A 25,921-nucleotide genomic window follows, 5' to 3' on the forward strand; every position below is an offset into this window, starting at 1 on the left:
TGTGAAGGCTAATCTATTAGTACATATAGGTTGATTCAACAAAAGAAGACCACTTTATCGAGTCGGTCTTTTTTCTTTTATCCACACACTAAATTTAATAATCACCTACAATATTCACCTCGTATATCAATTCTATCCATTGTATAATAAGAACTAAATATATCCATTAGAAGGAGAAAATTATGTCGCGACCTATAGACTACATTTTAACTAGTACGGCTGTTTTCACGGGAACCTCAAATCAACCTAAACCTGCAGCTATTCTCGTAAGTGGTAATCAGATAACAACTATCATTGCTATAGAAGATATAGATACATACACTTCAGAACATACAACAGTGCTAGATTTTGGCGATAAACTAATCATGCCTGGATTCCATGACTTCCATATCCACCTTTTATTAGGTAGCATGCTAGAAAATAGTGTACAACTATATGATGCTCGCTCTGCAAAAGAATCCGCAGCATTAGTCAAAGCTTATGCTGATACACATCCTGAACAATCACTTATCATCGGTAGTGGTTGGGATGACAATACATGGACGAACAGAGAAACAGTGGACAAAAAGTACTTAGACGAAGTAGTTCCAGATAAACCAGTTATTCTTTATCAAGCAGAGTTTCATAGTGCTTGGGTGAATAGCGCTATGCTAAAGCTTGCAGGTATTACAGCGGAAACACCAAATCCTGAATTTGGTGAAGTTGTTAAAGATGAAAATGGGGAGCCTACTGGTCTTTTATTAGAACACGCTGTTGGACTTGTTACAAAAGCAATGCCAATGGATTTAAAGCATAAGGAACAATTACTAGAGCAATTTTTACAAGAAGCTAAGCGATATGGCGTTACATCTGTACACGACTTACTGAGACTTCCTGAGATGAGTACGGAAGAGGCAGAAATCTATGCTGACTTTGAAGATAGGGATAAGCTTACTACTCGGGTCCATTTTGTTGCGCCTTTGAATGGGGATTTGGAGGAAGCAATTAGACTTCGGGAAACATATAATTCCAATATGGTACAGTTTACAGGCTTCAAACAATTTATTGACGGGGTTATCACAAGTTATACGGCATATCTACTAGAGCCTTATACGAATAAGGTAGACTCCATCGGCGGAACTGTATATCATGAAGAACTTATCAAAAAGTGGACAATCGTTGCAGACAAGAATAATTTCCGAGTTCGTTTTCACTGCGTTGGAGATAAGGCAGTAAACCTAGCATTAGATACATTCGAAGAAGCACAAAAGCAAAATGGGAAACGTGATTCCCGCCATGCGATTGAGCATATTGAAATGATACAAGAGGCTGACATACCTCGCTTTCAAGAATTAGGCGTACTTGCATCCATTCAGCCTGAACACATTAATGGGTCATCCTATGATGTGTTTGAGGACTTAATTGGTGAAGAAAGAATGAAGCTTTACATGTTACAGAAAACGCTCAAGGATAATGGGGCAACTCTAGTCTATGGCAGTGATTTTCCAGTAGTTGGTCTAAACCCGTTAACAGCAATATATCGTGCTGTTACCCGGGTAGACGACGATCAAGTTGTATGGAATAAGGATGAGAAAATCATGCTTGCAGATGCATTAAAAGCTTACACCTTTGCACCTGCCTATGGGGCTTTCCGTGAAGAAGAGCTAGGGACTCTAGAGGAAGATAAACTAGCAGATTTAATTGTTCTGGATTGTAACTTATTTAACGTATCTCCTGAAGAAATTAAAACAGCCAGCGTTATTTTTACAATGGTAGACGGAAAAGTAGTATATGAAAACAACTAGAGACTGGGACAAAAGTATTTTAGCATAAAGATAATCCGAACGATTATAATCAGAGCATCAGACCCGCTCCGGAAATATACTCCGCTTTCCGTGGGCGGCTGGTGAGCCTCCTCAGAGCTATCGCTCTTGCGGGGTCTCACCGATGCCTATCCTCCCACAGGAGTCTCCGTATAATTCCGGAGCTAATGTGTTAAATCATTCGTCTTTTCAACTTCAACTTTTAGTTATGTCCCAGCCTCTTTCCTTATAATATATTTTCTACAAATACCTGAACGATAAGGGCAAGTGTTACTACACGTAATATCGGTTTCATATAGGATGGTTTAATCTTTTCCGCTACACGAACCCCAATTTGTGCACCGATGACAGAACCACAAAGTAGTGATAATGTTAATCCCCAAAGAATTTTTCCTGATGCAATGTACATCGTAGCCGCTCCAATACAACTTGAAAAAGTAGCAAATCTCACGTAGCCAACAGCCTTAATATAATCTATTCTTAAGTAAGCAAAAAGATATAGCATTAATGTTCCTTGACCAGGGCCAAATAAACCATCATATATCCCGATACCATATAAACCTGGTATACTTACTTTGTTTGGTTTTAAAGTATTACCACCTGTGAAATTTCGTTTGCCGATCATAGAAGTAACAAGAGCAACTATCAGCAAAATAATAGCAATGATATAAAGATGCTTCGGGGAAAGTAAAGTAGCTATAAAACCTCCACTAAGACCCCCTGTTATACTAATCGGGATAATCCAGTAACACTCTTTCATTGAAATTTTCTTCGCTTTTAACAAATGAAAAAAACTAGAAAAAGAGCTAACAGTATTGGATACTTTATTTGCCCCAATTGCAGAGTGAATTGGCATTCCTAGTAATAACATCATCGGCAGGCTAATTAGACCTCCACCACCAGCAACGGTTCCTAACGTCGTAGCAACAATACCGGTTAGAAAGATAAATACAAATTCCATACTGAACACCCCCTGTATTCAGTATAGACCTTATTTTATATAAGAAAAAATACAAAATTACTATCACATGTGATAACAATTAGTTATATAAGAACCTGTAAAGAAACGGTTTGCAGAAATCAAACAAACCGTTTTTTAATCCTTACCTATTCCAATGTCGATGTTTTGCTACTGCTTCTACAAAATGTTTTGCAAATTCTGATGTAGTTCCATCTGTTACCACACCAGGTTTATTAATAAGGTTATTCACCTCTAACCATTTCTTCCCTCCGCCAACTGCTCCAATCGTTTTCTTATGACGATAGGCTTCATCTAAGAAGTAGGCAGCTTTTTGATTAAACATCTGATCATCACTACTACCGCGAACCATAAAGACGGCATCATATAAAACCGAATCTGCCGTGTACATATTTTGGGTTGCTTCTAATTCCACCCCATTTGTACCTCTTACAACTCCTAAATCTTCACTAATAATCTCTGGGACTAGCCCTTCTTTATCCCAAATATCTAAAACATTTTTCAAAAATGGTCCATTAAATCCATGAGAAACGATTACAGCGACCTTACGTGTTTTGGCAGTCATTCGAGTATTTAACTGACTCAATGCAGGTGAAGCTTTCGTTACAGGTGACCCCCCTTGTGTTGGCGGTTTAACTCCAATATTTCTAGCAATAATTTGAGCAAGCTCAAGGTCAACATTGGCAAATAAATCCACATTTTGCTGACGGACAGATTTACTTTTTACCTTACCAAGTTCAAAGCTGAACGCATCGATAATGTGCCTTTTTTCCGGTTCACTCATGCTATTCCAAAACAATTTGGCTTGGGAGAAATGGTCGGTAAAACTTTCGCTTCTCGCCCTCACTTTCTTCCCTTCTACTTTTTCCTCATAATGCTTATAACCACCTTCTTCCGGCGGGGCTGGTACAGGGGTATTATTTGCTAATGAATTACGATGATAGTTTACTTTTCCAACATTAATTGTTTGCCGGTGATAGCCATCTCGTTGGTTATTATGAAATGGACAAATGGGACGGTTAATTGGGATTTCGTGAAAATTCGGACCACCTAGGCGGATTAATTGGGTGTCTGTATAGGAGAAGAGTCTTGCTTGCAATAGTGGGTCGTTTGTGAAGTCAATTCCTGGTACAACATGACCTGGATGAAATGCAACTTGCTCGGTCTCTGCAAAGAAATTATCTACGTTTTTGGTTAGTGTCAATTTTCCTATGATTTTTACGGGGACTTCTTCCTCAGGAATAAGCTTTGTTGCATCTAATAGATCAAAATCAAACTTGAATTCATCTTCTTGTGGAACGATTTGTACGCCTAGCTCATATTCCGGGTAATCTCCTCTTTCAATTGCATTCCATAAATCATTACGATGATAGTCAGGGTCTATCCCCATTAACTTATGAGATTCCTCCCAGAGGAGCGAATGGGTACCAAGTGTTGGCTTCCAATGAAATTTCACGAAGAATGCCTCTTCTTGTGTATTTACAAAACGAAATGTATTAACGCCAAACCCTTCCATCATTCGGAAGCTTCTTGGGATGGCTCGGTCTGACATGATCCACATGACCATATGTGCATTCTCTGGGTTGTTAGCAACAAAGTCCCAAAAGTTATCATGGGCAGTCGATGCTTGTGGAATATCATTGTGGGGTTCTGGTTTGAATGAATGGACAACATCTGGAAATTTTATCCCATCTTGGATGAAGAAAACTGGTATATTATTTGCTACAAGGTCATAGTTTCCTTCTTCCGTATAAAACTTCGTAGCAAAACCACGCGCATCTCGTGCGGTGTCAGCAGAACCTCGAGCACCATTTACCGTAGAAAAGCGCACAAACGTAGGCACTTTTTTAGTCGTATCTGTAAAGATTTTTGCTTTCGTGTAACGTTCCATGCTCTCATATAACTCAAACTCTCCATGTGCCGCAAATCCTCTGGCATGTACCACTCTTTCTGGAATACGCTCGTGGTCAAAGTGAGTCATTTTTTCCCTGAAATGAAAATCCTCCATTAATGTGGGACCACGTACCCCAGCTGTTAACGATAGTTCATCCTCTGACATTTTCAGTCCTTGGTTTGTCGTTAAGTACTTCCCTTTGTCCCTAACGCGAAAAATTTCTAACTGCTCATCTTTCTCATTTTGATTTCGTTTATCTGACATAATCATACCTCCCCATTCATTGATATGTTCATACGCCTATAAATATCCATTGAATTGAATAGGATGGGTTAGTGAAATAATAATAGTAAAACTTTGATTAGGAGTTGTTATTAATGGGAGCAGTAGAGCGCAGCGGTTATCGGTTTGAACCTGAGTTTAGTGTCATTGAACAGAATGGTGCTATTCATGTGTATCGGGATGGTGAATTTGTAGAAGAGATCAAATTTACATTTTCCGGTAAGTATCCTTTGGTGGATAAAATTGAAGAGTTGGTAGACGAGTATTGTGAGAATCATGGATTAAACTAGTCTAGTCTTGATAGTGGATGTTATGTGGTGTCTAGTGGTTATTTTAGTAGAGTTAATGAATCAAAGTAGTCCACCACTAAATAACGTGGTGGACATTTCCTTAAGCTAACTGGTAATTCTTATGATTAATTACCGTTTTAATCGGTTCATCACGAACTTTATTATGTCCGACTTCCACGATTACAGAGTTTTCCCGAACAATAAGTACTTTACCTTTCTTTCCTTGATGGTCTCCAGACATAATTTCGATTGTATCTCCTTCATTTGCTTTTGCCATGTTTTAAGCTCCTTTAGTTACTTCATTGTAAGATAATATTAGTATTCCACATGGCATCATATCAGATTCATGATATTTAATTAAGTAATAAGACTTACAAAAACAAATCCAAAATAGTCTCTATCGTGTCATTTTCTAGTAAAACTTTCATACCAATACCAATAAATACTACTGGAATAATAATTCTTTCATACCGTTTTACAACCTTATATACATTCTTAGTAGAACCAAGTACATGACAGATGCCACTCCAAATGAAAATCATTACAAAAAAGGTCAAAACTGCAATCATTAATTCATTAGAATTTAAGGTTGTAAAATATGGAACAAAAATTGCTAATTCTTCTGATCCCCCAACTATTGCAACAATAGCAACCCTTGTGGTGAGATTACTAAAGATTGTTGTCTTACGTAGTATCGCATCACTTTCCTCGTCTTCATCACCATCAAATAACTCCATCAGGCCAATTACAATCGGAAGAATACCAAGTAATCCTGTCCATTTTCCGGTAAAAAATGAAACACCATATAATGCAATTAAAATAATGAAAAGAATAACTGTCATTCCAGCTTGTTGGCCAATGTACACTTGCCTCATCTGTTTCTTATTTTTAGCATGGGCAAATAGTAATATGAGTACAAGCATCTCATCAATACCTGCAGCGATAAATGTAATAACTATAGTGATAATGGTTGCCAAAGATAACTCCCCCTATTAGACAAGCTATGTACTACTATTATAAGCATGGGTATTTTCTAATAGACCAAGATATTATCTTATTATTTATAGAGATGCAGAAATATGGCTGTGCTAACTCGGCTGGAACGGTTGATGATTGTCGGATATTGGTTGATGATTGTAAATTTCAGTTGATAATCGGCATTTTTCGGTCGATATTATCTGCTATTGGTTGATGATTCGAATTTTTCGTTGATACCCAATCGCTTTCAGTTGATATTCGCTTGCTATCGGTTGATACGTTGCGATTTTCAGTTGATAGCCCTGCCAAATATGCAACCAAATTAAAAAGGCACTTGCCAAATGGCAAGCACCTACCTACCTATACTACTTAGTTTGTTAAACGAATAAACTCTTCTACATCCTCAGTCATTAATTGAACTCCAGCAGCCCAGAAGTCTTCTTTCGTAATATCAACATCTAGATGTTTCGCTGCAAGGTCTTCTACCTTCATCGAACCAGTGTCTCGAAGTAGCGCAATGTATTTCTCTTCAAAGCCTTCTGGATTCTTACGGTACTCAGCATAGATTCCTAAGCTAAATAGGAACCCAAAGGTGTAAGGGAAATTATAGAACGGTACACTGTCAATAAAGAAGTGTAGTTTACTGCACCAGAAATGCGGATGGTAGCTAGATAAACTATCTCCATATGCTTCTTTCTGTGCCTCCACCATTAACTCATTTAATCTTTTTTCTGAGACAATCCCTTTTGCACGTTCTTCATAAAATGCATTTTCGAATAGGAAACGGGCATGAATGTTCATAAACATTGCCGTTGCATTTTCTAGCTTAGCGTTTAGTAAGGATGCTTTTTCGCCATCTGTTTTCGCATTATTAACTGTTGCATTATTAATAATAGTCTCTGCAAATGTACTTGCTGTTTCTGCAACATTCATTGCGTAACGACGATTTAATGTTGGTAAATCCTTCATCACATGACTATGGAAAGCATGGCCTAACTCGTGTGCTAACGTACTTGTATCTGAAGATGAACCAGTAAACGTCATGAAGATACGAGATTCTCCAAACTCAGGAAGACTCGTACAATATCCTCCTGGTCGCTTATTTGGTCTGTCCTCTGCTTCTACCCAACGGTTCTCTAATGCATGTTTTGTAAAGTCAGCTAATTTCGGACCAAATGATTCAAAGTTTTCGATAATAAAGTCACAAGCTTCATCATATGTAAAACGAGTAGGTTTCACATCGCCTAATGCTACTGGTGCATCTACATCCTGCCAACCTAGCTTTTCCATGCCAAGAAGTTTTGCCTTTTGTTGTAGAAAATCAAGGAAAGGTTGCTTGTTGTTAGATACAGCAGACCACATAGCGTTAAGTGTATCTTTCGTCATACGGTTATATTCTAACGGTTCCTCTAAATGATCCTCATACTGGTGTTTCTTCTGCAATGTAATACGGTATCCATCTAAATGGTTTAATGTATCCGCGAATATTGGACCATACTTAGTCCATGCCGCTTCCCAGTTCTCAAATAACTGTTTTCTTACTTCTGGGTCTGGATCTGCATACATTCTGTTCATCGCTTGACCAACTGATAAATCGGTAGTCTTACCTTCTTTATCAGTAAATGGAATTGTCATAATGGATACAACCGTGTCGTAGAGGTTGCTCCAGGCAGATAGACCATCTTTGTTTAGTTCTGCAATTAGCTTTTCTTCGTCTTCCGATAAGAGGCGTTTGCCATCATCACGAATTTCACTTAGAGAGAAAGAGACTTCGCTTAATTCCTTATCCTCTAACAAACTATTCCAATCAGCGTCTGGAATATCAACCAGTTTCTTGGTAAACGTATTAGAAAGCTTTTGTACCTCACTATAAAGTTCCATAATTTGGCCTTTTACAACTGTTGCATGTTCATCATTCATGTATGCATCATGCCACATGGAAACGAAAGTCCCGGATTGACCTAACCCTTTTCCAATCAATTCTTGTTTTTTTAATATCGTTTTAAAAGCCTCGACTGGTTGCGATTTATAATCCCATTCATTTAATAGCGTTTGGTAATCAATAATTTGTGTTTCAAGATCCTTTAACTTTACTTGAAGTTCTTCAGATTTTGTACCTCCGTGAAAAATTGTTTCTAAATCCCACGTGTCTACGTATTTCATTAATTTCTCACTCTCCCTTTCATTCCATTGTAAAGGTTCCATACATAATTGAAAACTATAATAACTCACTAAATTTGATAAAATTAGATAATCCCGTGATTTGATTATTACTACACGCAAATAGTAAAATAACAAGAAACCTCCTAAGGAAGTAGGTATATAAATGAAGGTTGTTGAAAATATAACAAATTTAATAGGAGAAACACCTATTGTTAAATTAAATAGAGTAGTACCAGAAGATGCGGCAGATATTTATGTAAAGTTAGAGATGTTTAATCCAAGCAAAAGTGTAAAAGACCGTGCTGCATATAATATGATTCGAATTGCAGAAGAAAAGGGTCTTATTAAGCCTGGGGACACCATTATTGAACCAACTAGTGGAAATACTGGTATTGGGTTAGCTATGAACGCCGCAGCAAAAGGCTACAAAGCTATTCTCGTTATGCCTGATAATAGCACGTTAGAAAGACGGAGTATTCTACAGGCTTACGGTGCCAAGATTGTGTTAACACCTAGTGAAGAAAAAATGCCAGGCTGTATTCGTAAAGCTTTGGAATTACAAAAAGAAATACCTGGTAGCTTTATTCCACAGCAATTTGAGAATGAAGCTAATCCAGATATCCATCGTACAACCACTGCACTCGAAATCTTAGATCAAATGGACGGAAAGTTGGATGCCTTTGTTTGTACGGCGGGAACTGGTGGAACGGTTACTGGTACCGGGGAAACATTAAAGGAAAAACTACCAAATATTCATATTGCGGTCGTAGAGCCACAGGGATCTCCAGTTCTTTCTGGTGGAAAACCGGGAAAGCATAAACTTGTGGGAACAAGTCCAGGTTTTGTCCCAAGCATATTGAATACAAGTATTTATGATGAAATCATCCAAATTGAGGATGAAGATGCAATGACAATGCTTCGTAGGCTATCCAGTTTAGAGGGTATTTTTATTGGTCCTTCTGGTGCTGCCGCTGTTCATGCTGCAATACAGGTAGGGAAGAAGTTAGGCAAAGGAAAACGCATTGTTTGTATTGCACCTGATACTGGCGAACGCTATTTGAGTATGAATTTATTTGATGAGAAATAGACATTACATGAAAAAGACATTGCGAGTTGTCAGCAATGTCTTTTTTCATATGTTCTCTACTTCGATAATTCAAAAATTGCCTGGGCATAAATTGCCGTAGCTTTTAATAAATCCTCTACAAACGCATACTCATCCTTCTGATGCATGACATCTTCACGGCCTGGGAACATAGCACCAAAGGCTACTCCGTGATCTAGAGCCCGCGAATACGTTCCTCCGCCGATTGCTAGCAGATTGGCTGTTTCACCAGTCTGTTCCTCATAAACCTTTTGCAACGTCTTAATTAATGGATCATCCTTTTTCACATAAGTAGGTTTCGAATCCGTAAAGTTTTCTAATTGGAGACCTTTTTCTGCTAATACTTCTTCGATCTTTTGCTTACCTTCATCGATATTGAACGTTACCGGGTAGCGCATATTTAAACCAATACGACCACCTGAGTCTTTACTATAGTTCATTACACCAACATTAATCGTTAATTCACCGGAGTCTTCATCTTCATATTCAACTCCAAACACTTCGCCTCGAGATTGATCATGAAATTCTGAAACACGAGCTACATATTTTTTACCTGCTTCATCTAATTCAAGTTTTTGTAAATACTGTGCCATTAATGTTCCAGCATTTTTCCCAAAACGTGGCTCCGCACCATGAGCACTTTTCCCAACTAGAGTTAGTACTATTTTGCCGTCACTTGTATTAGCATCACCCTCTAATTTCGCTTCACTTAAATACGCCAGAAAATCTTGCACTATGTTTGATGCATCGTCTTGCACTTTTATATGTACTTCTGCAAAGTCAGGAACCATATTATATCGACGACCAGATTGGAATGATACTAGCTCAAATTCCACTGAAACTTGTTCTGCCTGAGCTGGCTGTACAATGTCATAATCAGCAATACCTTTTTCAGCAAAAATAATTGGAAAATCTGCATCTGGCACAAAACCAGTTGTTGGCATTTCTTCATGCTTGAAATAGTGTTCCACACAACGCCAGTCGCTTTCTTCATCTGTCCCAATGATAAGACGCACTCGTTTATTTATTGGTAGACCTAGCTCTTTAACAATTTTCATACCATAATATGCTGCAATAGTTGGTCCCTTATCATCAGCAGATCCACGTGCATAGATTTTTCCATCCTTCACTTCCCCACTATAAGGGTCGACACTCCACCCATCTCCTTCTGGAACAACATCGATATGCCCTAACACACCAATTAGTTCTTCACCTTCGCCCATTTCGAGATGACCTGCAAGATTGCCTACGTTCTTACTAGTAAATCCATCTTTTTCACCTAAATCTAGCATGTATTGCAAGGCGTCTTTTATTCCCTGTCCAAGTGGTGCTTCCTCAGTAGCATTATCTTCGTCTAGAACACTTTTTATTTGTAATAGTCCTTGTAAATCTTTAATAAAACCTTCTTTTCTTTTAGTGACTTCTTCCATCCAATTAACTTTACTCATATGTAATTCACTCCTCTTATCTATGAAAATTAAATCAAACGTTTGTATTAAATTTAACTACTTGATTATGCTCCTATTTTACCTCTTATTCAATTAGTTACACAATTCTATGCTTCAAAATATAGATGGAAAAGTAGATGCCATTTATTAAACATTACAATTGTAACTACCACCTTCTAAGTACTTGTTTTATAATTTGAATGAACAATTGTTTTCAGAAAATATATCATTTTCTAAACGAATAGCAACTAATTAAGGAATAAGGGGATATTTCAATGATTAATAAAAAAAGGTACAGCAAATGTTATGTACTCATCTTTGCTTTTATATTACTTACTATTACTGTTTTACCAGCAGAAGCTAGAGCTTATAGTAAACTGGATGATTACCTTGAAATTCCTCATAGTTCTATTCATTATTTATTAGAGGAAGATAGTAGTAATCCAAACTCAAACGATACTAATTCACAATGGACACCATTTACCCACCAAAAAAGTAGTAGGGATGGTCTTATATGGATTCGAATTTCTTTATCTCAAATGGAAGAATTGAAACAAACTCAAGAATCACTTAAAATAGCTAATCAGTTAGAAACTATCCAGTTATTCCTTTACCCTACCCCTTCTTACTATGAAGTCTATCAGGATAATCAACTAATTTATCAAGCTGGAAAACTAAACAATACTGACCCAAGACTAAATGTCCCACGTTGGGATATAATTCCTCTTACTAGTGCATCTGAAAATATATACATCCGCCTTCAAGGGAAGGTACCTTATCTTTATACGATTGGGCAGGAAGCAGATTTAATTGGATTTATCTATAAAGAAGATGCGATCAATCTAGTAAGTATAATCGGCTTTATGGTCACTGGTTTATTGGCATTCTTTCTTTATCTATACAATCGTAAGCTGCGACTATTGTTATACTATGCTTTATTTATCATAGTTCATTTTTCTCTTTGGCCATCCGTTACCTATTTAATTTCAAAACAGCTGTTTTTACCAATGGGACTAGTAAGCGAATTTTATTTTTCTGTCATAGGTCAAGTACTCGCGTTTTTGCTCCTCTTACTCCTTTTTCGGGAAATCATTCATCCAGCTTTTCAAAGATGGGTGCTATGGTGTACATATCTATTTTCCGGAGTAGGAATTATTGGTATCACAGCTACAGCTATTCATTCTAAAATTGTATTTCTACTGTTCCCTATGCTTAGTATATTAATAACGATAGCTATGCTGTTTATATTAGTAATATCTGTTTTATCTATTAAAAGACAAAAAAGTTCTGAGTTAGTCCTATTCACTTCTGGACTAGTACTCTTTATCGTTCTAGAAATCGCCTTAAATATTGCTTTAACTGCAAAATTGATAGATGTAGTAAATGGAATAAAAATTATTCGACCATTTACCATTGTCTTACCTGGTGCAATGATTATTATTAGAAGATATCAAGAAGCATCAAGACAAGTTATCGAGTATGCTGCAAGCTTACGAGAATTATCTAGTCGTCTCGAGGAGGATAACCTCCAATTAGAACAGAGGGTACTTGAAAGAACAAAAGAGCTTGAAGAAACACATCAGCAACTAGTAAACAGTATTCAAGAAGGCACTGCTGCAACAGTCGAAATTGCCGCTTTGGAAGAACGAAATCGTATTGCGCAAGAGATTCATGATATCGTTGGACATACTCTTACTACTACGATTGTTCAGATTGAGGCTGGCAAAAGATTAATTTACAAACAACCGGAACAGGCTGTGAAGAGAATGGAGACTTCTCAAAAGCTTATTCGAAAAGGATTAGATGAAATACGTACCTCTGTCCGTCTGTTAAAAGATGCGGAGTGGAATTACGACTTAAAAAATGCTTTAATACAGATTATAGACGAAACAAAAGAATATGCTGGTGTTCAAATTAATAGTGCAATCTCCGATCTACCTGAACTTACAATCATTCAGAAAAATGTCATATTCATGGCATTAAAGGAAGGTATGACAAATGGAATTAAGCATGGGGAATGCCAAACGTTCTATTTTAGTCTGACAGTACAAGATGATTGGATAATTTTCCAATTAAAAAACGATGGTAAAGCTGCTCTTAATACAGAGCTTGGCTTTGGACTAACCACGATGACAACGCGTGTAGAAAGCATTCAAGGGAAGCTCCAACAGCTTTCTGAAGAAGAATGGAATTATGTGTTAGACATTCGTTTTCCAGTATAATTCATCAAATAAAAGAGTCATTCTACGGATAAACCATTAGAATGACTCTTTTTAGATAGTAACACTACGTCTTTACTTTACAGGTACACTCACACGAATAATTTTATTTGTCCAAACTGGTGCTTTTGTTTGCGCTATCTTAAAGAACCCTGATTTCTCTTCTCCTTGCCTAGGTGCCAACATCATCCTCACCTCCTTTCAAAGAATTGATTATAGTAATTAACCAGTTGATCCTTATCCGTAGAATAAAGATTTCTTTTCTCGCCAACTACTTTAATAGACGTAAGCATGGTTGCAAATTTGGAGTAAAGATGATTGATATACGAATTATTGGTTTCTGCGAGAAACTGGACAACTTTTATGGATGGGTTAGTTATGAAAATATGGTCTAGAATCTGTTTCATCCCGTAAATAAATGTTAGTCTTCTTCGAGAATCAGGGTGCAAAAGAGCTTGCTCGATAAATAGTACATTTGAATCCTCATCCACATGATATACAAAACAGCCGATAACACTTTCCTGATTGTCTAATAAGAGCACTATTTTGGAATGGATAAAAGCATCACAAATGACGTTAATCGTAAATTGAATATCATAGGATGAATAGAGATCTTTTCGATACTTCATTAGAAATCTAGCAAACGTTTCAAAATGCTCATCTTCCTGACAAATTATTATTCGTAGTTCCATCTTTTGACACCCTCTTTCGATTCTTTTGCAGTTTATCAAAATATAATTGCACTTTCTGAATAGATGCTATATATCGAACCTCTACACCAAAATTAGATTTACTTTCGGTATCCATTTGGGCGAATTTAGAGGACAATTGTTGAAGCTTTCTATTTTCCTTAGGTACATAAAATTCAATATGTGTTACATCCTTGTTTGTACCCTTTAATAAATCGATTACCCACATAATTCCCTTGATAAAAAGATTGGTACATCGGTAATTTTCATCGATATAAACCATTTCAATTCTTGCACGGTGCGTATCTTGAAACTGATATTCCGGTGTGCCACTGATATACCCAACAGTTCCAACAACTTGCTCCTGACTACTTACCGCTATTGCTACTTCTCCATATAATAATTGAGTACCTATGGAGAAAAAGGTAGTTTTTGCATCATAATTCGCATTAATCTCTTGACGATGATTTAGGATGAAATCTACCATCATTCCTATTTCCTCATCATTCTTACACGGTATGAAATGCATGTATAGCTCCCCCTCTTTGAGATATAGCATAGCAATCATCCTGTCACATTCGTTAGTTACAATTGTCATGTGTTTCGTAAGGAAGTGTATAAAAAAAGATAGTAGTAATGCTCTTTAAAAGAGCATTCTACCATCCTCAGTAAACATCTATTCTATAAAAACACCTATGTATCTAGTTTCTTGGATTCGACAGCTTCCTTTAACAGAATCATAGCTTTACTACGCTCGCTTGTGCCGATCTTCGAATAAATAACACTAATATAATTACGAACTGTCCCTTCGCTCATGAATACGCGAGCAGCTATCTCCTTATTGGTAAAGCCTTTGACAATCAAAGCGGCTATATCCTTCTCTCGCTCAGTTAATCCATCCATTACATGTTCAGACATGCGACTCCGGGCAAAAGGGGTATCTACAATTGCTGATGACTCATAGAGACGTGAGGCAAGTTTAGTTGCAATTGGTGCTGGTAGCATGAACTGACCATCCGCAGCACTACGAATACTAGAAATTAGCGTATCTGCCTGGAGGTCTTTTAGCATGTAACCACTAGCACCATGGGCTAATCCTTCCACGATGTAATTGTCCTCTGCAAAGGTTGTTAAAATTAAGATCTTCGTATCCGGAAATTTATCTTTAATGTGGCGGGTACTTTCCACCCCATTCATTACAGGCATCTCTACATCCATTAAAACTACATCGGGTTGTAGCTTTTGAACAAGCTCTATCGCCTCTTGCCCGTTACCTGCAACTCCTATCACTTCCATATCATCCTCTAAATTAATAATTGTTTGTAGACCTTCTCGAAATAACGTTTGATCATCCGCAATCACTATTCTCAGCACCTAATTACCACTCCCCTCGACTCAAGAATTTTTTTCTATCTATTACTAATATTCTATCATATTATACCCCTGTAACATGCCAAGTCATTTGCAGATATATGAAAGTGACAATTACTATGACACATGTAACTTAACCTAGTGACCGATTCTTAGCTATGATAATGAAGAAACTTCGAATTAAGGAAAATTCTAGGAGGAAAAACAATATGAAATGGTTAGTATTAATTCATGTTTTATCTGCAATCATAGGAGTTGGCCCTACATTCTTCGGTCATGTCTTTTTTCGCAAGAAGCAAACTGTTGGGGATTTCAAACAATCTCTTAAGTTATCAAAGATGCTGGAATTCTTTCCAAAGATTGGTGGTAGTATAGCTGTACTGTCTGGTATCGCACTTGTCATCTGGTCTAGCTGGTCCTTTACTGAATTTTGGATTTTAGGATCCATCCTCTTGTATATTGGTATACAAGTAGTAGTTATTGGCTTTGTTGCACCAATTACAAAAGAGTTAGTACATTGGGTAAAAGAGGATAACACTTTATCAGATTATGAACCGCTTCCTTCAGAACAATCTGCTACATTAAGTAAGGCAAACCGCTATTATTATATCGCCTCTTGTATGGGTACTCTGTTATTTATTTTAATGATTTTAAAACCTATTTTATAATTCCATAGTAACTGGGAATGACCACTCCAAACGAGTGGTCTTCTTGTTATAATTTCATAATCGTAAATTAATTTTGCTTTTCATGTGATTGGTACTTTTCACACAAAGGACAATTAGTGAGAACAAACTTTATATATTCAACTGAAATGCCCGCCTTTAGAGCTAAACAAGCATTATCGTGACAGTCACATGACTTGTGTTACTACCGATAGTGACATCATAGTGTATATGATGAATACAAGATTAGAATAAATTATTGAGGAGGGAAAAATGCGTGGAAAATTTAAGGTAATGAACCCATATCTGCAAATTGTGGTGTCGACACTTCTATTCCAAGTCGCGACCATACTTTTTACAGGGATGTTTCTACTAAGACACTTCCCATTTATTCATATCATGAATGTTGGAATTTCTATATTCATTGTAATTCTTCTGATCACAGTGAAATGGAAATGGGTACCGATAATAAGTATCCTCTATGGACTGCTATTTAGTGTTCTTACGGTACCATCTTTCTTAATATCCATGTTTCAAAACATTGACCCAGAATATAACGCGATGCTAGAAGCAAGTAATCCTTTTATTGGAATCAGTCTATTAAGCTCCTTATATGTTGTTACCATACTGATAGCTTCCGTTGCTGGGCTCATTTTCAATATTAGAAATAACAGCAACCATTTAGAACCTAAACCTTGGCTCATCAAATTAAAGTATGCATTTTATGGAATAGTAGGCATGGGTATTCTTATCAGTTTCTATCTTCAGCTTCACTGGGTTACTGGTGTAAATGCGAATACTTTAGAGGTCCTCCCAACAATCGTAATGAATCCAGATTCCGTTGAACCAGCATCTCTAGAGCTTAGAGCTGGCCAACCAATTGCAATTCAAGTTCGTAACGAATCAGAGAACGAGTGCCATATACTTAGTTTTCCAGAACTAGAAGCTAGTGTGCACATGGAGCAAGGTAGAACTGGGCTGCTCTTTATCAACCCTAAGCCGGGTACCTATACGTACGAATGTAAATCACATCATGACTATTTCAACTCCAATATCAAAGGGATATTAACAGTTCACGAATAGAAAATTTATTCATTACAAAAAGCAGGAACCTTTAGGATCCTGCTTTCACTATTACTCGCTATATAAGTAAAGAGAGAGACATTTTGTTATAGGTTTACACCAATATATCAATATTCCCCTTTCTTACGTGCAGCCATTTCCTCTTTCATTTCTTTATCCATTGCTTCAATAGATTGTCTACGGCGCTCATTTTTCTGTTCAAGGAATGCTCGTTCTTCCGGGCTCGCAAATTCTAAACTCGCTTCAGCATCACTTAATTTTTCCTGTGTCTTTTCAATCATGTCATGGAGTCGTTCTACATTATTTCTTCGATTATCCGGATTTGATTGTTTTGATTTAGACATCGGGGAACCTCCAACTATTTTCATTTTTATTATAGTTTGGTTTCCTTTAACTTTTATATACTGTTGGATTCGTATATGTATCGAAAAAACGAGAATTACCTATCTTTTCCTTCTTTCGACTTACTTTTAATATATTCATTGATTAGTTCATCTAGTAACTGGCTGTTTAGTACCGTTTCTTGGTGCGTTAGTCCCAATTCTTTTCCAAGTAAAATGAGACGTTTCCTTTTATCTTCTATTTCAGAATGAAGGGTAGTATTTTGTTGAAATATTTCTCCATTTCCCATAACAGTAGTCTCCCCCTTTCAAAATAGTGATCCAAATGCCCATGTTTTCCTCGATGAATATATATGGTATTTTACCGTTTGCTTTAGGCTTAATTTCCTATTATTTCATCTCGCAACTTTCGATCTTAGTTAATAAGAATCAGAATAGAACCCATGCTTGTTTTCAATCTATATAATAGGTCCTATAATATAGGTAATTTATTTTGTTGTCTAATTCACTTCAAACAATATCTAACATATTTCGAACAATATATTAACTGTTTTAGGCATTAATTTCATAATTAGAAACAAAAAATATATAATTTTATAAAAATTAAAAAAACCCAGCAAAATAGTTGCCGAGTTAGTTTGATTTATACATTTTTAATAACTTAACCAAGTTGATTGAAATTCTAGCTTCCATATCGTAGTCCCTAAAATGGGCAATATATTTTTGGCCTCTTTGTTCAATAACCTCTAAATAATCTGTATTTAATATATAAGACTTATGACACCTTATAAAGTTATCGTTTAGTTGTTGATGCAAACAAGTTAAGGCTTCATACGTTTCAAATCGTTTGTTCTTTGTATGAATAAGTGATTTTCTCTCCACTCTTTCAATAAATATAATCTCCGAAACTGGGATAAAGATGATATTATTATTCTCTTTAATCGTCAAGTTCCTTCTCTCAGCATTATTCGCTTGCCTCGAAGTATGATTGATTAGGTCAGCAGCGGTTTGTAGAGCATTATATAATTTTTCTTCCGTTAAACTTGTTAAGAAAATGGGTTTTGAATTGTTCTTTATAGACATAGATTTTTGTAATTCGGTTTGCTCTGTTACATTAATACACGATCCTATCACTTCAACTACTTTACCGCCCTCTAAGATTGGCCTCAAAAAGGCAATATATTGAATCCCATTTATAATACTTTCATAGTGGATAATGTTCCCTGCCCAAGCATCTGAGTAATAGTTATATTTCATCTCGGCATATTCCCCAGGAAAGAGTTCCGTTAAAGTTTTACCTATAATATCACTCGGTGTATATCCTAGGTTATAAACTAACTGTCCTTCAATGTTAGTATGAACAAATTCATTACCTTTTTTTACAACCGTAAAAACCATTCCGGTATGATGTATATCCAATTGTTTTATATATCTAGGATCGCTCATTTTATTTTCCCCATTACATTTAATTTAACCTATTTTCTTCTCAATTTTCAGAATACTACATTATGTAATAATTGACAAGAACTAGTAATAGGAAGTCAGTTACCGAATTACATTTATTGGCTACTAGGCTTTATAGATTATTTATAGCAATCACACTGATCGGGGATATTATTTTTTCAGAATAAGTGACTAAAGTTATACACTGAAAGTAACGGCATATGGAAAAAAATTGATAGATCAAAAGTAACTTTTTATCATTTTGAAGGTACTAATATTAGCAACAGTGCGACATACACAAAAAGCGAGGAAGCACAGTCTTTTATTTTTGAAGGTTTAAGCGTGGAGATTAATAAGACTTTCAAAATTTGATTTAGTATTACTAGTAATAGCAATCCTCACTTTGATGACAAAGCACCAAAGTGAGGTTTTTTTAGTAGTGTGTTCAGGTGTAAAACCTGCCCAAATATCATTTTTATGCTTTATCTTTTTTAACTAGTAATGCCACACATTCCACATGCATCGTATGCGGGAAAAGATCCACCGGCTGAACCTCAACAAGTTCATATCCAAAAGGTTCAAGCTCCTTAATATCTACCGCAAACGTATCTGGATTACAAGATACATAGACCACACGTTCAGGCTGTGCACGTCCGATTCTGCGCATTACCTTACCGCCTGCACCAGAGCGAGGTGGATCAAGTAATAGTAACTCAGGAATACCAAAACTTTCTAGCACTTCATCAATTCCACGTCTTGCATCTTTTGCTAGGAAGTACGTATTCTCAATTCCATTATCTTTTGCATTACGCTTAGCAGATTCAATGGAAGTTTCCACAATTTCTATTCCTGCTAGCTTACCGACACGGCTTGCAAAAGGTAGAGAGAACGTACCGACACCACAGAATAAATCAATCATTTTCTCTGATTCTTTTGGTTTACCCATTTCTATTGCTAATTCAACTAACTTCTGCGCTTGTGTTGGATTCGTCTGGAAGAACGTATCAAACCAAATACGGTAACGATAGCCTAACATCTCATCATAAATGAAGTCACGACCAGCTAGCGTATTAATTTCCTCCGCTTGCGTACGGTCCGCCCAATCCGTGTTTTTAAACCACATTAGACTCTTCACTTGTGAGAATTTCTTAGTAATGCGTTCTTCTAAATCCTTCGCTGCATGTTCCAGTTCACCAGTAGGAGACTCTGTTGCGAAAAGACCTAACATGATTTCTCCCGTTGCAAATGACTGACGTACCATTAAGTGACGTAGTAGCCCTTCATGTGTGTCCTTATCATATCCTGAAAGTTCATGCTCTTTAGCCCAATCCGCAACTACCATGGTAGCCTCTACCATTTCTTTCCCAGCAATTAAGCATGTCTCTAAAGAAATAATCTGTCTCCAGTTACCAAGTTCATGCAGTCCTAAAGATCCGTCTTTGGCAAAAGTAAACTCCATTTTATTACGATAATGCCATGGGTTATCCATACCAATCGTGTCATGTACTAGATTCGAATCAAAACCTTGTTCCTCTAAGACTTTCTTTACATGGCTTGTCTTCTCATTTAGTTGGCCTGTGTACTTCCAATGCTGCCATACACAACCACCACAACGATCAAAATGTGGGCATGGAGCTTCCACTCTCTCTGGATGGGCCTCCACAATTTCGTCAGGCATTACTAACGTTCTTTTTCTATTGGGTTGTCCAACGGTAACACGTACTTTTTCTCCAGGTAGTGTTTGCGGAATAGTTAGCTTTAACTTCCGCGGATTCACTTCCCCTACATCACGCCAAACAACCGAACGGCCGGAACCCTTTTTATCTAAATCATTAATTTCAGCAATATATGTTTCACTTTTTACTGTCGTCAAGATTGCTCCTCCTCTCGCAAGTGTTATCTATATGAATCTATAGTATCAATCTTAACAGTTTTACTTCCTTGCATACTTTCCTATTATAGCGGAACAAAGTTCAATTGGGAATGACCATTCATACATAATCTTTCATTCTAGAAGGATATTAGATGTAACCAAATGATTAGAGGAGGTTTTCATTGTGAAACGGTTCCTGACATTAACAATTACCATTATTATTCTCTTTCCTTCCGTTGCTTTTGCTAATACTAATAACACAAAAGCAGCCTTTATTCGAGATGGCAATCTATATACACTTATTGGAGACCAAGAAAGACAAATTACGAACGAAAACCGAACCGTTTACAATCCGAAATGGTCCTATGATGGCAAATGGATTTTATATCAATTAGAGGCTACAAAAGAGAATCAAGATGATAATGAAATTTGGGTATATCATATTGAAACGAAAGAAAAGAAACGGATCGCTAGAAATGGACTAGCTCCAGAGTGGGCTCCAAACAAGAATGTTGTTGCCTATATTGATAGAGGAATACTAGACATTTCTGATTTAGAGAAGTTTTATAATATCTCTACGGGTGTAACTGATTATGTATGGTATCCAGAGGGGAACGGCTTCTTGATGTCCTCTTCCGGGGTTGCTAGACCTGATGGTTGGTCCAGTGCCATTTTATATACCAAAGAGGTAGATGAAAACTATGATGATGTCGTCTTATTTGGTGATGTTGATCATTTTTTTACATTGCCTAAGGAAATCGGGATTGGTAATGCGAAGGTCATTGCTGTGAATGCAGTAGAATTTGGATTTTCTCCTAGTAGTAAGTGGATCTCCTTTATTGTTTCACCAACGGCTTCTTGGGCGATGGATAGTAATATGCTTTGTGTGATTGATAGGGACGGAGAAAATTTTACAATATTAGATGAAGTTATTACTACTAGTGTAGGGGAACCAAAGTGGGCTCCAACAACAGATACTCTTGCATTTATTGCTGGTGGAGGTCGACTTGTTACTGGTTTTAAGAATAAGAGTTTAAAGCTACAAGAAATGCCTGCGTCCGTTCAGTACACACCAGAAAATTACATCGATATGGAATTTGATTGGATTACAAATAATTCAATCGTGACATCAAGAATGGAAGAACGAGAGTGGTCTAATGACTTTAGTAAGCATCCATTACCAACACTTTATTCCATAAGCTTAAATGATAATAAGCAGGTAGCAATCACAAACCCTCCCAAAGGGTATGGCGATTATTACCCACAGTATATTAAATCTCTGGATAAACTTGTTTGGCTGAGAGGAACTTCTATTACAGATGACGAGAGAACACTCTGGAAAGCAAATCCAGATGGTACAATGGCTGAAGCATGGATTGAAAATGTTGATGCTATTGATTTTTCTCCGGAATAATTCACGGTGTTCCCTTGATAAAATTTCCGCTCATCATTACTCAATAAAAACAGCTTGTAGAGATAACGAATCCTTTCTCTACAAGCTGACATATCAATTATTAGCATTCTAGCTTACTACCCGAGAAATAAGCTTTCACTTTTTCGTCGCTCATTTTCAATATTTCGCACCATCTTTCTTTGCTCTAAACGGTAATTTATAATTATTTCGTGAGCTCTTTCAGCGTTTTTTCCATGAACTGATATGACTACCCTATCCGACCCTTTTCTGAAATTCATCGTTGAACTCCAATCAACTGGTATCGAATATTTTGGTTGTAGTTGACTGTTTTTCAACAACCAAAATATCTGTTGAGAATCGGTAATATCGTCATCGTTTCCCTCGTATATTTCCACAAGATTGTTTCGCATTTGAGCAAAATATAATATGAAGAAAATTAGGAATAACATGGAGACTAATACCATTTTTATCACCAACCTTTATGGAACAGTTTTTCCGTTAGGTGGTGATATATTCCAAAAGCCAACAAATTTATTTAATCTGATCCAAACCAGTTAGAAATGCCTTTATTACTAAATTTAGACTTTCTTCCTTTCTTAATGGCATACCAAATCCTCCCTTTTGCTCCAGAGAGGAAAATCCATGAAGAATACTCCTTAACCCTCTTACAGCATGAATTGCATTCTCTTCTGAGAGTTGATAATTACGTAACGCTTCAGTGATTAATGCAATAATTTTATTCCCTTCTTTTTCTATCTCTTCATCTTTTGGGTGGGGTAACGCAATCGTAAACTCATATAAACCTGGATGGTCTCTCGTAAATTGAAGGTAGGCATTTGCAAGTGCAAAAATCGCTTCATCTCCTAATTTGCCATCTGATGCTGGTTGCATCGTATCATATAGCATCTTAACACCAATAAGTGAGAGCTCTCTCTTAATTTGGGAGAGCCCTTGAACATGATTAAATAGAGATGGTGGCTTAACGGATAAATCCCTAGCTATAGCTGCTAGCGTTATCGCTTCTACTCCCTGTTCATCTACTATTTTGGCAGCGGCCTGGATAATTTTGCTTAAATCAAGTCCTACTCTAGGCATACATTAAGCTCCTTTCTGTTCAACTCCTAATTTCTCTTCTGCCTCTTTAATTGCCGTTTCCATTTGCTGACTTGGGTTTTCAATCATATTCCCATGACCTACAGCTAACAACGATGGCCGCAACCTCCATATCTTCTTCGCACTCTCTAATGAAATCTCTTTATTCCATGTACCGAAAGCAGGGAATGGAAAACTCCGTACTATTTGCCCACAAACCGCTACTCGACCTCTTGTTTGAAAAGCATCCCCTGCAATGATGGCGTTGTTTTTTGTATCCAATAAAGAGATAGAACCTGGTGTATGCCCCTGTGTCAGGAACACCTCCAAAGAACCAACTCGGTTCCCTTCTCTAAGTAGTTGATTTGCTTCTGTTTGTATCCCTTTAGGTACCCCTCCTTTAATAGGAGTTTGTGCTTCATTTGCCCTTAGAGAAGTATCTCCTTTTAACAAACTATTATCACGTTCAGATATGGAAACTACTACATTAGGAAATGCCTGCTTCAATTTATCTAACGCTCCAACATGATCACCATGTCCATGCGTTAAAACAATATTCGTTAATGGTTTGTTAATTTCTTGGACCGTTTGCACTATGCCTTTATAACTACTAGGCATACCTGCATCAATTAAGGTCAATTGATCCTCTTCCTCATAAATATAACAATTCACTGGAAAAACCCTTGGAAAAATCGTTAATTGATAAAGATTATGATATCGTGTTACTTTCATCACTTTTCCCCCCATTAGAATTAAATTCACTTCCGTTACCAGAAAACTAATACCATTAGTTTCACTATAACTAATGGTATTAGTTTATGCAAGTGCTTCTTTACTAAAAAATTAACAAACATGAAAAAACCCGATCCCCATTTGGAGACCAGGCTCTAGTAATCTATTATTGTTCTTCTTTTAATAGTCTGATTGATTCATCAAACTCTGCTTCAATTTCTGGATTTGGTTTATAAGTTATTAAACTAATTACTACTGTAACAATTAAACTTAATACAAATCCAGGAACGATTTCGTATAAGATACCGGATAGTGTTTCTGAGCTTCCCCAGATTACAACAGTAACTGCTCCGACTACCATACCGGCAAGTGCTCCAAGTCCAGTAATTTTTCTCCAGTATAATGATAATAGAATTATCGGACCAAATGAAGCACCAAATCCTGCCCATGCAAATCCTACAAGGTCAAGGATGGTTTCGTTCTTAGACCAAGCAAAGTATAGAGCCGCTGCTGCTGCTACTAGAATTGCAAGTCTTCCTAATAACACGTATCTTCCTTCTGAGGCGTCTGACTTCACAACCGCTTTATAAATATCCTCAATTAGTGCGGATGAAGTTACAATCAATTGGGAAGAAATCGTACTCATAATCGCTGCAAGTACTGCTGCTAGCATAATACCTGCGATAAATGGATGAAATACTACTTGCCCAATCGCGATAAAGATAGCTTCAGGGTCAACTAGTGTAGCACTAGGATTCTGTTGGAAATATGCTACACCAATTAGTGCAACTAGAATTGCACCCATTAATGAAAGAATCATCCAACCAATACCGATTCTTCTTGCTTGCTTTGTCTCTCGAACACTCTTAATCGCCATAAAACGTACGATAATGTGAGGTTGGCCAAAATAACCTAATCCCCAAGCGATTGAAGAGATTACTCCAGCAGTAGTCGCTCCAGCGAATAAGCTTAATAAACCTGGGTCAACTGCTTTAATAGAATCAACCGTTTCCCCTACTCCACCTGTAACAAATACTGCAATAACTGGAACAAGGATAAGTGCTAAGAACATGATTAGTCCTTGAATAAAGTCTGTGTAACTAACGGCAAGGAATCCACCAAATAATGTGTAGGCGATAACTACCGCAGATACAACAAGTAAACCACTATGATAACTTAAGCCAAATGAACTTTCGAAAAATACTCCACCGGCTACCATTCCAGATGATACGTAGAATGTGAAGAATAATAGGATAATGATTCCTGATGCAATACGTAGAATTTTAGAATTATCTTTTAATCTATTATCCAAGAAACTCGGTATTGTAATAGAGTCATTGGATACTTGTGTGTAAGTACGAAGTCGTGGTGCAACAAACAACCAGTTCAGGTACGCTCCAATTGTAAGACCAATTGCTATCCAAGCCTGATCAAGACCAGAGACATAAATAGCTCCTGGAAGCCCCATCAGTAACCAACCAGACATATCGGATGCCCCTGCACTAAGTGCCGTTACCGCTGGACCTAGAGAACGTCCCCCTAACATGTAATCATTCAGATTTGATATACGTCGGTATGCATACCAACCGATGACGAGCATTCCTACCATATAAATAATGATAGCTATGAGTTGATAAATTTCATCACTCGACATAATTTCTCCTCCTCCTTTTTATTAGGCCTTTCATCCTATCTAGAGACAATAGGCCACCGTTTATTTATAATCAATGACAATGGTGTCATTAGATCCACACAGAAAACGCTTTCACTTCTTTTTGGTGAAATACGCCGATTTGTAAAAATATTTCACATATTGTATATAATATATTACTATTCACATATTTGTCAAATATTTGTAGAATTTTGTGAAATAATATATAAATCTTTTGACATATTTCAAGATATACTCCCTTATAGTTAAATAGGACTACCTAGAAGTAGTCCTAACTTTGTATATTTATACGTGTTGTTTTAGAAATTATTCCAAGTTCTACCTGGATAAGTGCTTCTTCTCTGATCAATTTAATTGACTAATAATTTGTATTCTAATTTAATGGG

At 36.9% G+C, this 25,921-nt stretch carries 24 protein-coding genes; 7 read left to right on the top strand and 17 right to left on the bottom strand.

What is annotated here, in order from left to right:
• Positions 1 to 182: 182 nt before the first annotated feature.
• Complete coding sequence (locus TE34_RS10485; protein WP_053075057.1) at positions 183 to 1,784, top strand: amidohydrolase; 1,602 nt, start codon at positions 183 to 185, stop codon at positions 1,782 to 1,784.
• 244 nt (positions 1,785 to 2,028) lie between these two features.
• Here TE34_RS10485 and TE34_RS10490 read toward each other — a convergent pair whose 3' ends face one another.
• Positions 2,029 to 2,763, bottom strand: coding sequence for a sulfite exporter TauE/SafE family protein (locus TE34_RS10490; protein WP_047984767.1), 735 nt, complete (start codon positions 2,761 to 2,763; stop codon positions 2,029 to 2,031).
• A 142-nt stretch (positions 2,764 to 2,905) separates the two neighbouring features.
• A complete protein-coding gene (locus TE34_RS10495) occupies positions 2,906 to 4,939 on the bottom strand; it encodes a catalase (RefSeq protein WP_047984768.1) in 2,034 nt (677 codons plus the stop codon).
• 113 nt (positions 4,940 to 5,052) lie between these two features.
• Between TE34_RS10495 and TE34_RS10500 the strand changes: the two genes are divergently transcribed.
• The gene (locus TE34_RS10500) at positions 5,053 to 5,247 is read left to right on the top strand and encodes a YbxH family protein (RefSeq protein WP_047984769.1); all 195 of its coding nucleotides are present in this window, start codon (positions 5,053 to 5,055) and stop codon (positions 5,245 to 5,247) included.
• A gap of 100 nt (positions 5,248 to 5,347) precedes the next feature.
• Here the strand turns inward: TE34_RS10500 and TE34_RS20425 are convergent, their stop codons facing one another.
• The 4 genes from TE34_RS20425 to TE34_RS10510 form a co-directional block, all read right to left on the bottom strand.
• Positions 5,348 to 5,524: a DUF2187 family protein gene (locus TE34_RS20425; RefSeq protein WP_064971731.1), complete on the bottom strand. Its 177-nt coding sequence runs from the start codon at positions 5,522 to 5,524 to the stop codon at positions 5,348 to 5,350.
• 94 nt (positions 5,525 to 5,618) lie between these two features.
• Entirely contained in the window at positions 5,619 to 6,224 is a 606-nt protein-coding gene (locus tag TE34_RS10505; RefSeq protein WP_047984770.1) for a cadmium resistance transporter, read from the bottom strand.
• Between the two features lie 204 nt (positions 6,225 to 6,428).
• Complete coding sequence (locus TE34_RS21045; RefSeq protein WP_157037623.1) at positions 6,429 to 6,566, bottom strand: hypothetical protein; 138 nt, start codon at positions 6,564 to 6,566, stop codon at positions 6,429 to 6,431.
• A gap of 28 nt (positions 6,567 to 6,594) precedes the next feature.
• A complete protein-coding gene (locus TE34_RS10510) occupies positions 6,595 to 8,388 on the bottom strand; it encodes a M3 family oligoendopeptidase (protein ID WP_047984806.1) in 1,794 nt (597 codons plus the stop codon).
• A 163-nt stretch (positions 8,389 to 8,551) separates the two neighbouring features.
• Here TE34_RS10510 and cysK point away from each other — a divergent pair, with 163 nt between their 5' ends.
• Positions 8,552 to 9,475, top strand: coding sequence for a cysteine synthase A (cysK, locus tag TE34_RS10515; protein ID WP_047984771.1), 924 nt, complete (start codon positions 8,552 to 8,554; stop codon positions 9,473 to 9,475).
• 56 nt (positions 9,476 to 9,531) lie between these two features.
• Here cysK and pepV read toward each other — a convergent pair whose 3' ends face one another.
• Complete coding sequence (gene pepV, locus TE34_RS10520; RefSeq protein WP_047984772.1) at positions 9,532 to 10,941, bottom strand: dipeptidase PepV; 1,410 nt, start codon at positions 10,939 to 10,941, stop codon at positions 9,532 to 9,534.
• 275 nt (positions 10,942 to 11,216) lie between these two features.
• Here pepV and TE34_RS20280 point away from each other — a divergent pair, with 275 nt between their 5' ends.
• Positions 11,217 to 13,163, top strand: a complete 1,947-nt coding sequence (locus tag TE34_RS20280) for a sensor histidine kinase (RefSeq protein ID WP_053075058.1) — start codon at positions 11,217 to 11,219, stop codon at positions 13,161 to 13,163.
• 188 nt (positions 13,164 to 13,351) lie between these two features.
• Here TE34_RS20280 and TE34_RS10530 read toward each other — a convergent pair whose 3' ends face one another.
• The 3 genes from TE34_RS10530 to TE34_RS10540 form a co-directional block, all read right to left on the bottom strand.
• On the bottom strand, positions 13,352 to 13,852 hold the full coding sequence (locus TE34_RS10530) for a hypothetical protein (protein ID WP_047984773.1): 501 nt from the start codon (positions 13,850 to 13,852) through the stop codon (positions 13,352 to 13,354).
• Positions 13,818 to 14,378 carry a hypothetical protein gene (locus tag TE34_RS10535; protein WP_047984774.1) on the bottom strand — a complete coding sequence of 187 codons (561 nt, stop codon included), beginning with the start codon at positions 14,376 to 14,378 and terminating at the stop codon, positions 13,818 to 13,820. Before TE34_RS10535 ends, TE34_RS10530 begins: the two co-directional genes overlap by 35 nt.
• Before the next feature lie 164 nt (positions 14,379 to 14,542).
• Positions 14,543 to 15,223 carry a response regulator transcription factor gene (locus TE34_RS10540; RefSeq protein WP_047984775.1) on the bottom strand — a complete coding sequence of 227 codons (681 nt, stop codon included), beginning with the start codon at positions 15,221 to 15,223 and terminating at the stop codon, positions 14,543 to 14,545.
• A 206-nt stretch (positions 15,224 to 15,429) separates the two neighbouring features.
• Here TE34_RS10540 and TE34_RS10545 point away from each other — a divergent pair, with 206 nt between their 5' ends.
• Positions 15,430 to 15,888: a DUF2269 family protein gene (locus tag TE34_RS10545; protein ID WP_047984776.1), complete on the top strand. Its 459-nt coding sequence runs from the start codon at positions 15,430 to 15,432 to the stop codon at positions 15,886 to 15,888.
• A gap of 270 nt (positions 15,889 to 16,158) precedes the next feature.
• A complete protein-coding gene (locus tag TE34_RS10550) occupies positions 16,159 to 16,968 on the top strand; it encodes a cupredoxin domain-containing protein (RefSeq protein ID WP_047984777.1) in 810 nt (269 codons plus the stop codon).
• A 107-nt stretch (positions 16,969 to 17,075) separates the two neighbouring features.
• Here TE34_RS10550 and TE34_RS10555 read toward each other — a convergent pair whose 3' ends face one another.
• The 4 genes from TE34_RS10555 to rlmD form a co-directional block, all read right to left on the bottom strand.
• Complete coding sequence (locus TE34_RS10555; protein ID WP_047984778.1) at positions 17,076 to 17,312, bottom strand: small acid-soluble spore protein Tlp; 237 nt, start codon at positions 17,310 to 17,312, stop codon at positions 17,076 to 17,078.
• 95 nt (positions 17,313 to 17,407) lie between these two features.
• Complete coding sequence (locus tag TE34_RS10560) at positions 17,408 to 17,599, bottom strand: aspartyl-phosphate phosphatase Spo0E family protein (RefSeq protein ID WP_047984779.1); 192 nt, start codon at positions 17,597 to 17,599, stop codon at positions 17,408 to 17,410.
• 343 nt (positions 17,600 to 17,942) lie between these two features.
• Positions 17,943 to 18,755: a LytTR family transcriptional regulator DNA-binding domain-containing protein gene (locus tag TE34_RS20285; protein WP_053075059.1), complete on the bottom strand. Its 813-nt coding sequence runs from the start codon at positions 18,753 to 18,755 to the stop codon at positions 17,943 to 17,945.
• Between the two features lie 472 nt (positions 18,756 to 19,227).
• Positions 19,228 to 20,625 (bottom strand): 23S rRNA (uracil(1939)-C(5))-methyltransferase RlmD, encoded by a 1,398-nt coding sequence (gene rlmD, locus TE34_RS10570; RefSeq protein ID WP_047984780.1) that lies wholly within the window; start codon positions 20,623 to 20,625, stop codon positions 19,228 to 19,230.
• Between the two features lie 184 nt (positions 20,626 to 20,809).
• Here rlmD and TE34_RS10575 point away from each other — a divergent pair, with 184 nt between their 5' ends.
• Positions 20,810 to 22,039 (top strand): TolB family protein, encoded by a 1,230-nt coding sequence (locus tag TE34_RS10575; RefSeq protein WP_053075060.1) that lies wholly within the window; start codon positions 20,810 to 20,812, stop codon positions 22,037 to 22,039.
• Between the two features lie 531 nt (positions 22,040 to 22,570).
• Here the strand turns inward: TE34_RS10575 and TE34_RS10585 are convergent.
• The 3 genes from TE34_RS10585 to putP form a co-directional block, all read right to left on the bottom strand.
• Positions 22,571 to 23,134: a TetR/AcrR family transcriptional regulator gene (locus TE34_RS10585; protein ID WP_047984783.1), complete on the bottom strand. Its 564-nt coding sequence runs from the start codon at positions 23,132 to 23,134 to the stop codon at positions 22,571 to 22,573.
• A gap of 3 nt (positions 23,135 to 23,137) precedes the next feature.
• A complete protein-coding gene (locus TE34_RS10590) occupies positions 23,138 to 23,863 on the bottom strand; it encodes an MBL fold metallo-hydrolase (protein WP_047984784.1) in 726 nt (241 codons plus the stop codon).
• A 166-nt stretch (positions 23,864 to 24,029) separates the two neighbouring features.
• Entirely contained in the window at positions 24,030 to 25,517 is a 1,488-nt protein-coding gene (gene putP / locus TE34_RS10595; RefSeq protein ID WP_047984785.1) for a sodium/proline symporter PutP, read from the bottom strand.
• Between the last annotated feature and the right edge of the window lie 404 nt (positions 25,518 to 25,921).

It is taken from the genome of Ornithinibacillus californiensis, from assembly GCF_001038485.1.
GTDB lineage: Bacteria > Bacillota > Bacilli > Bacillales > Amphibacillaceae > Ornithinibacillus > Ornithinibacillus californiensis.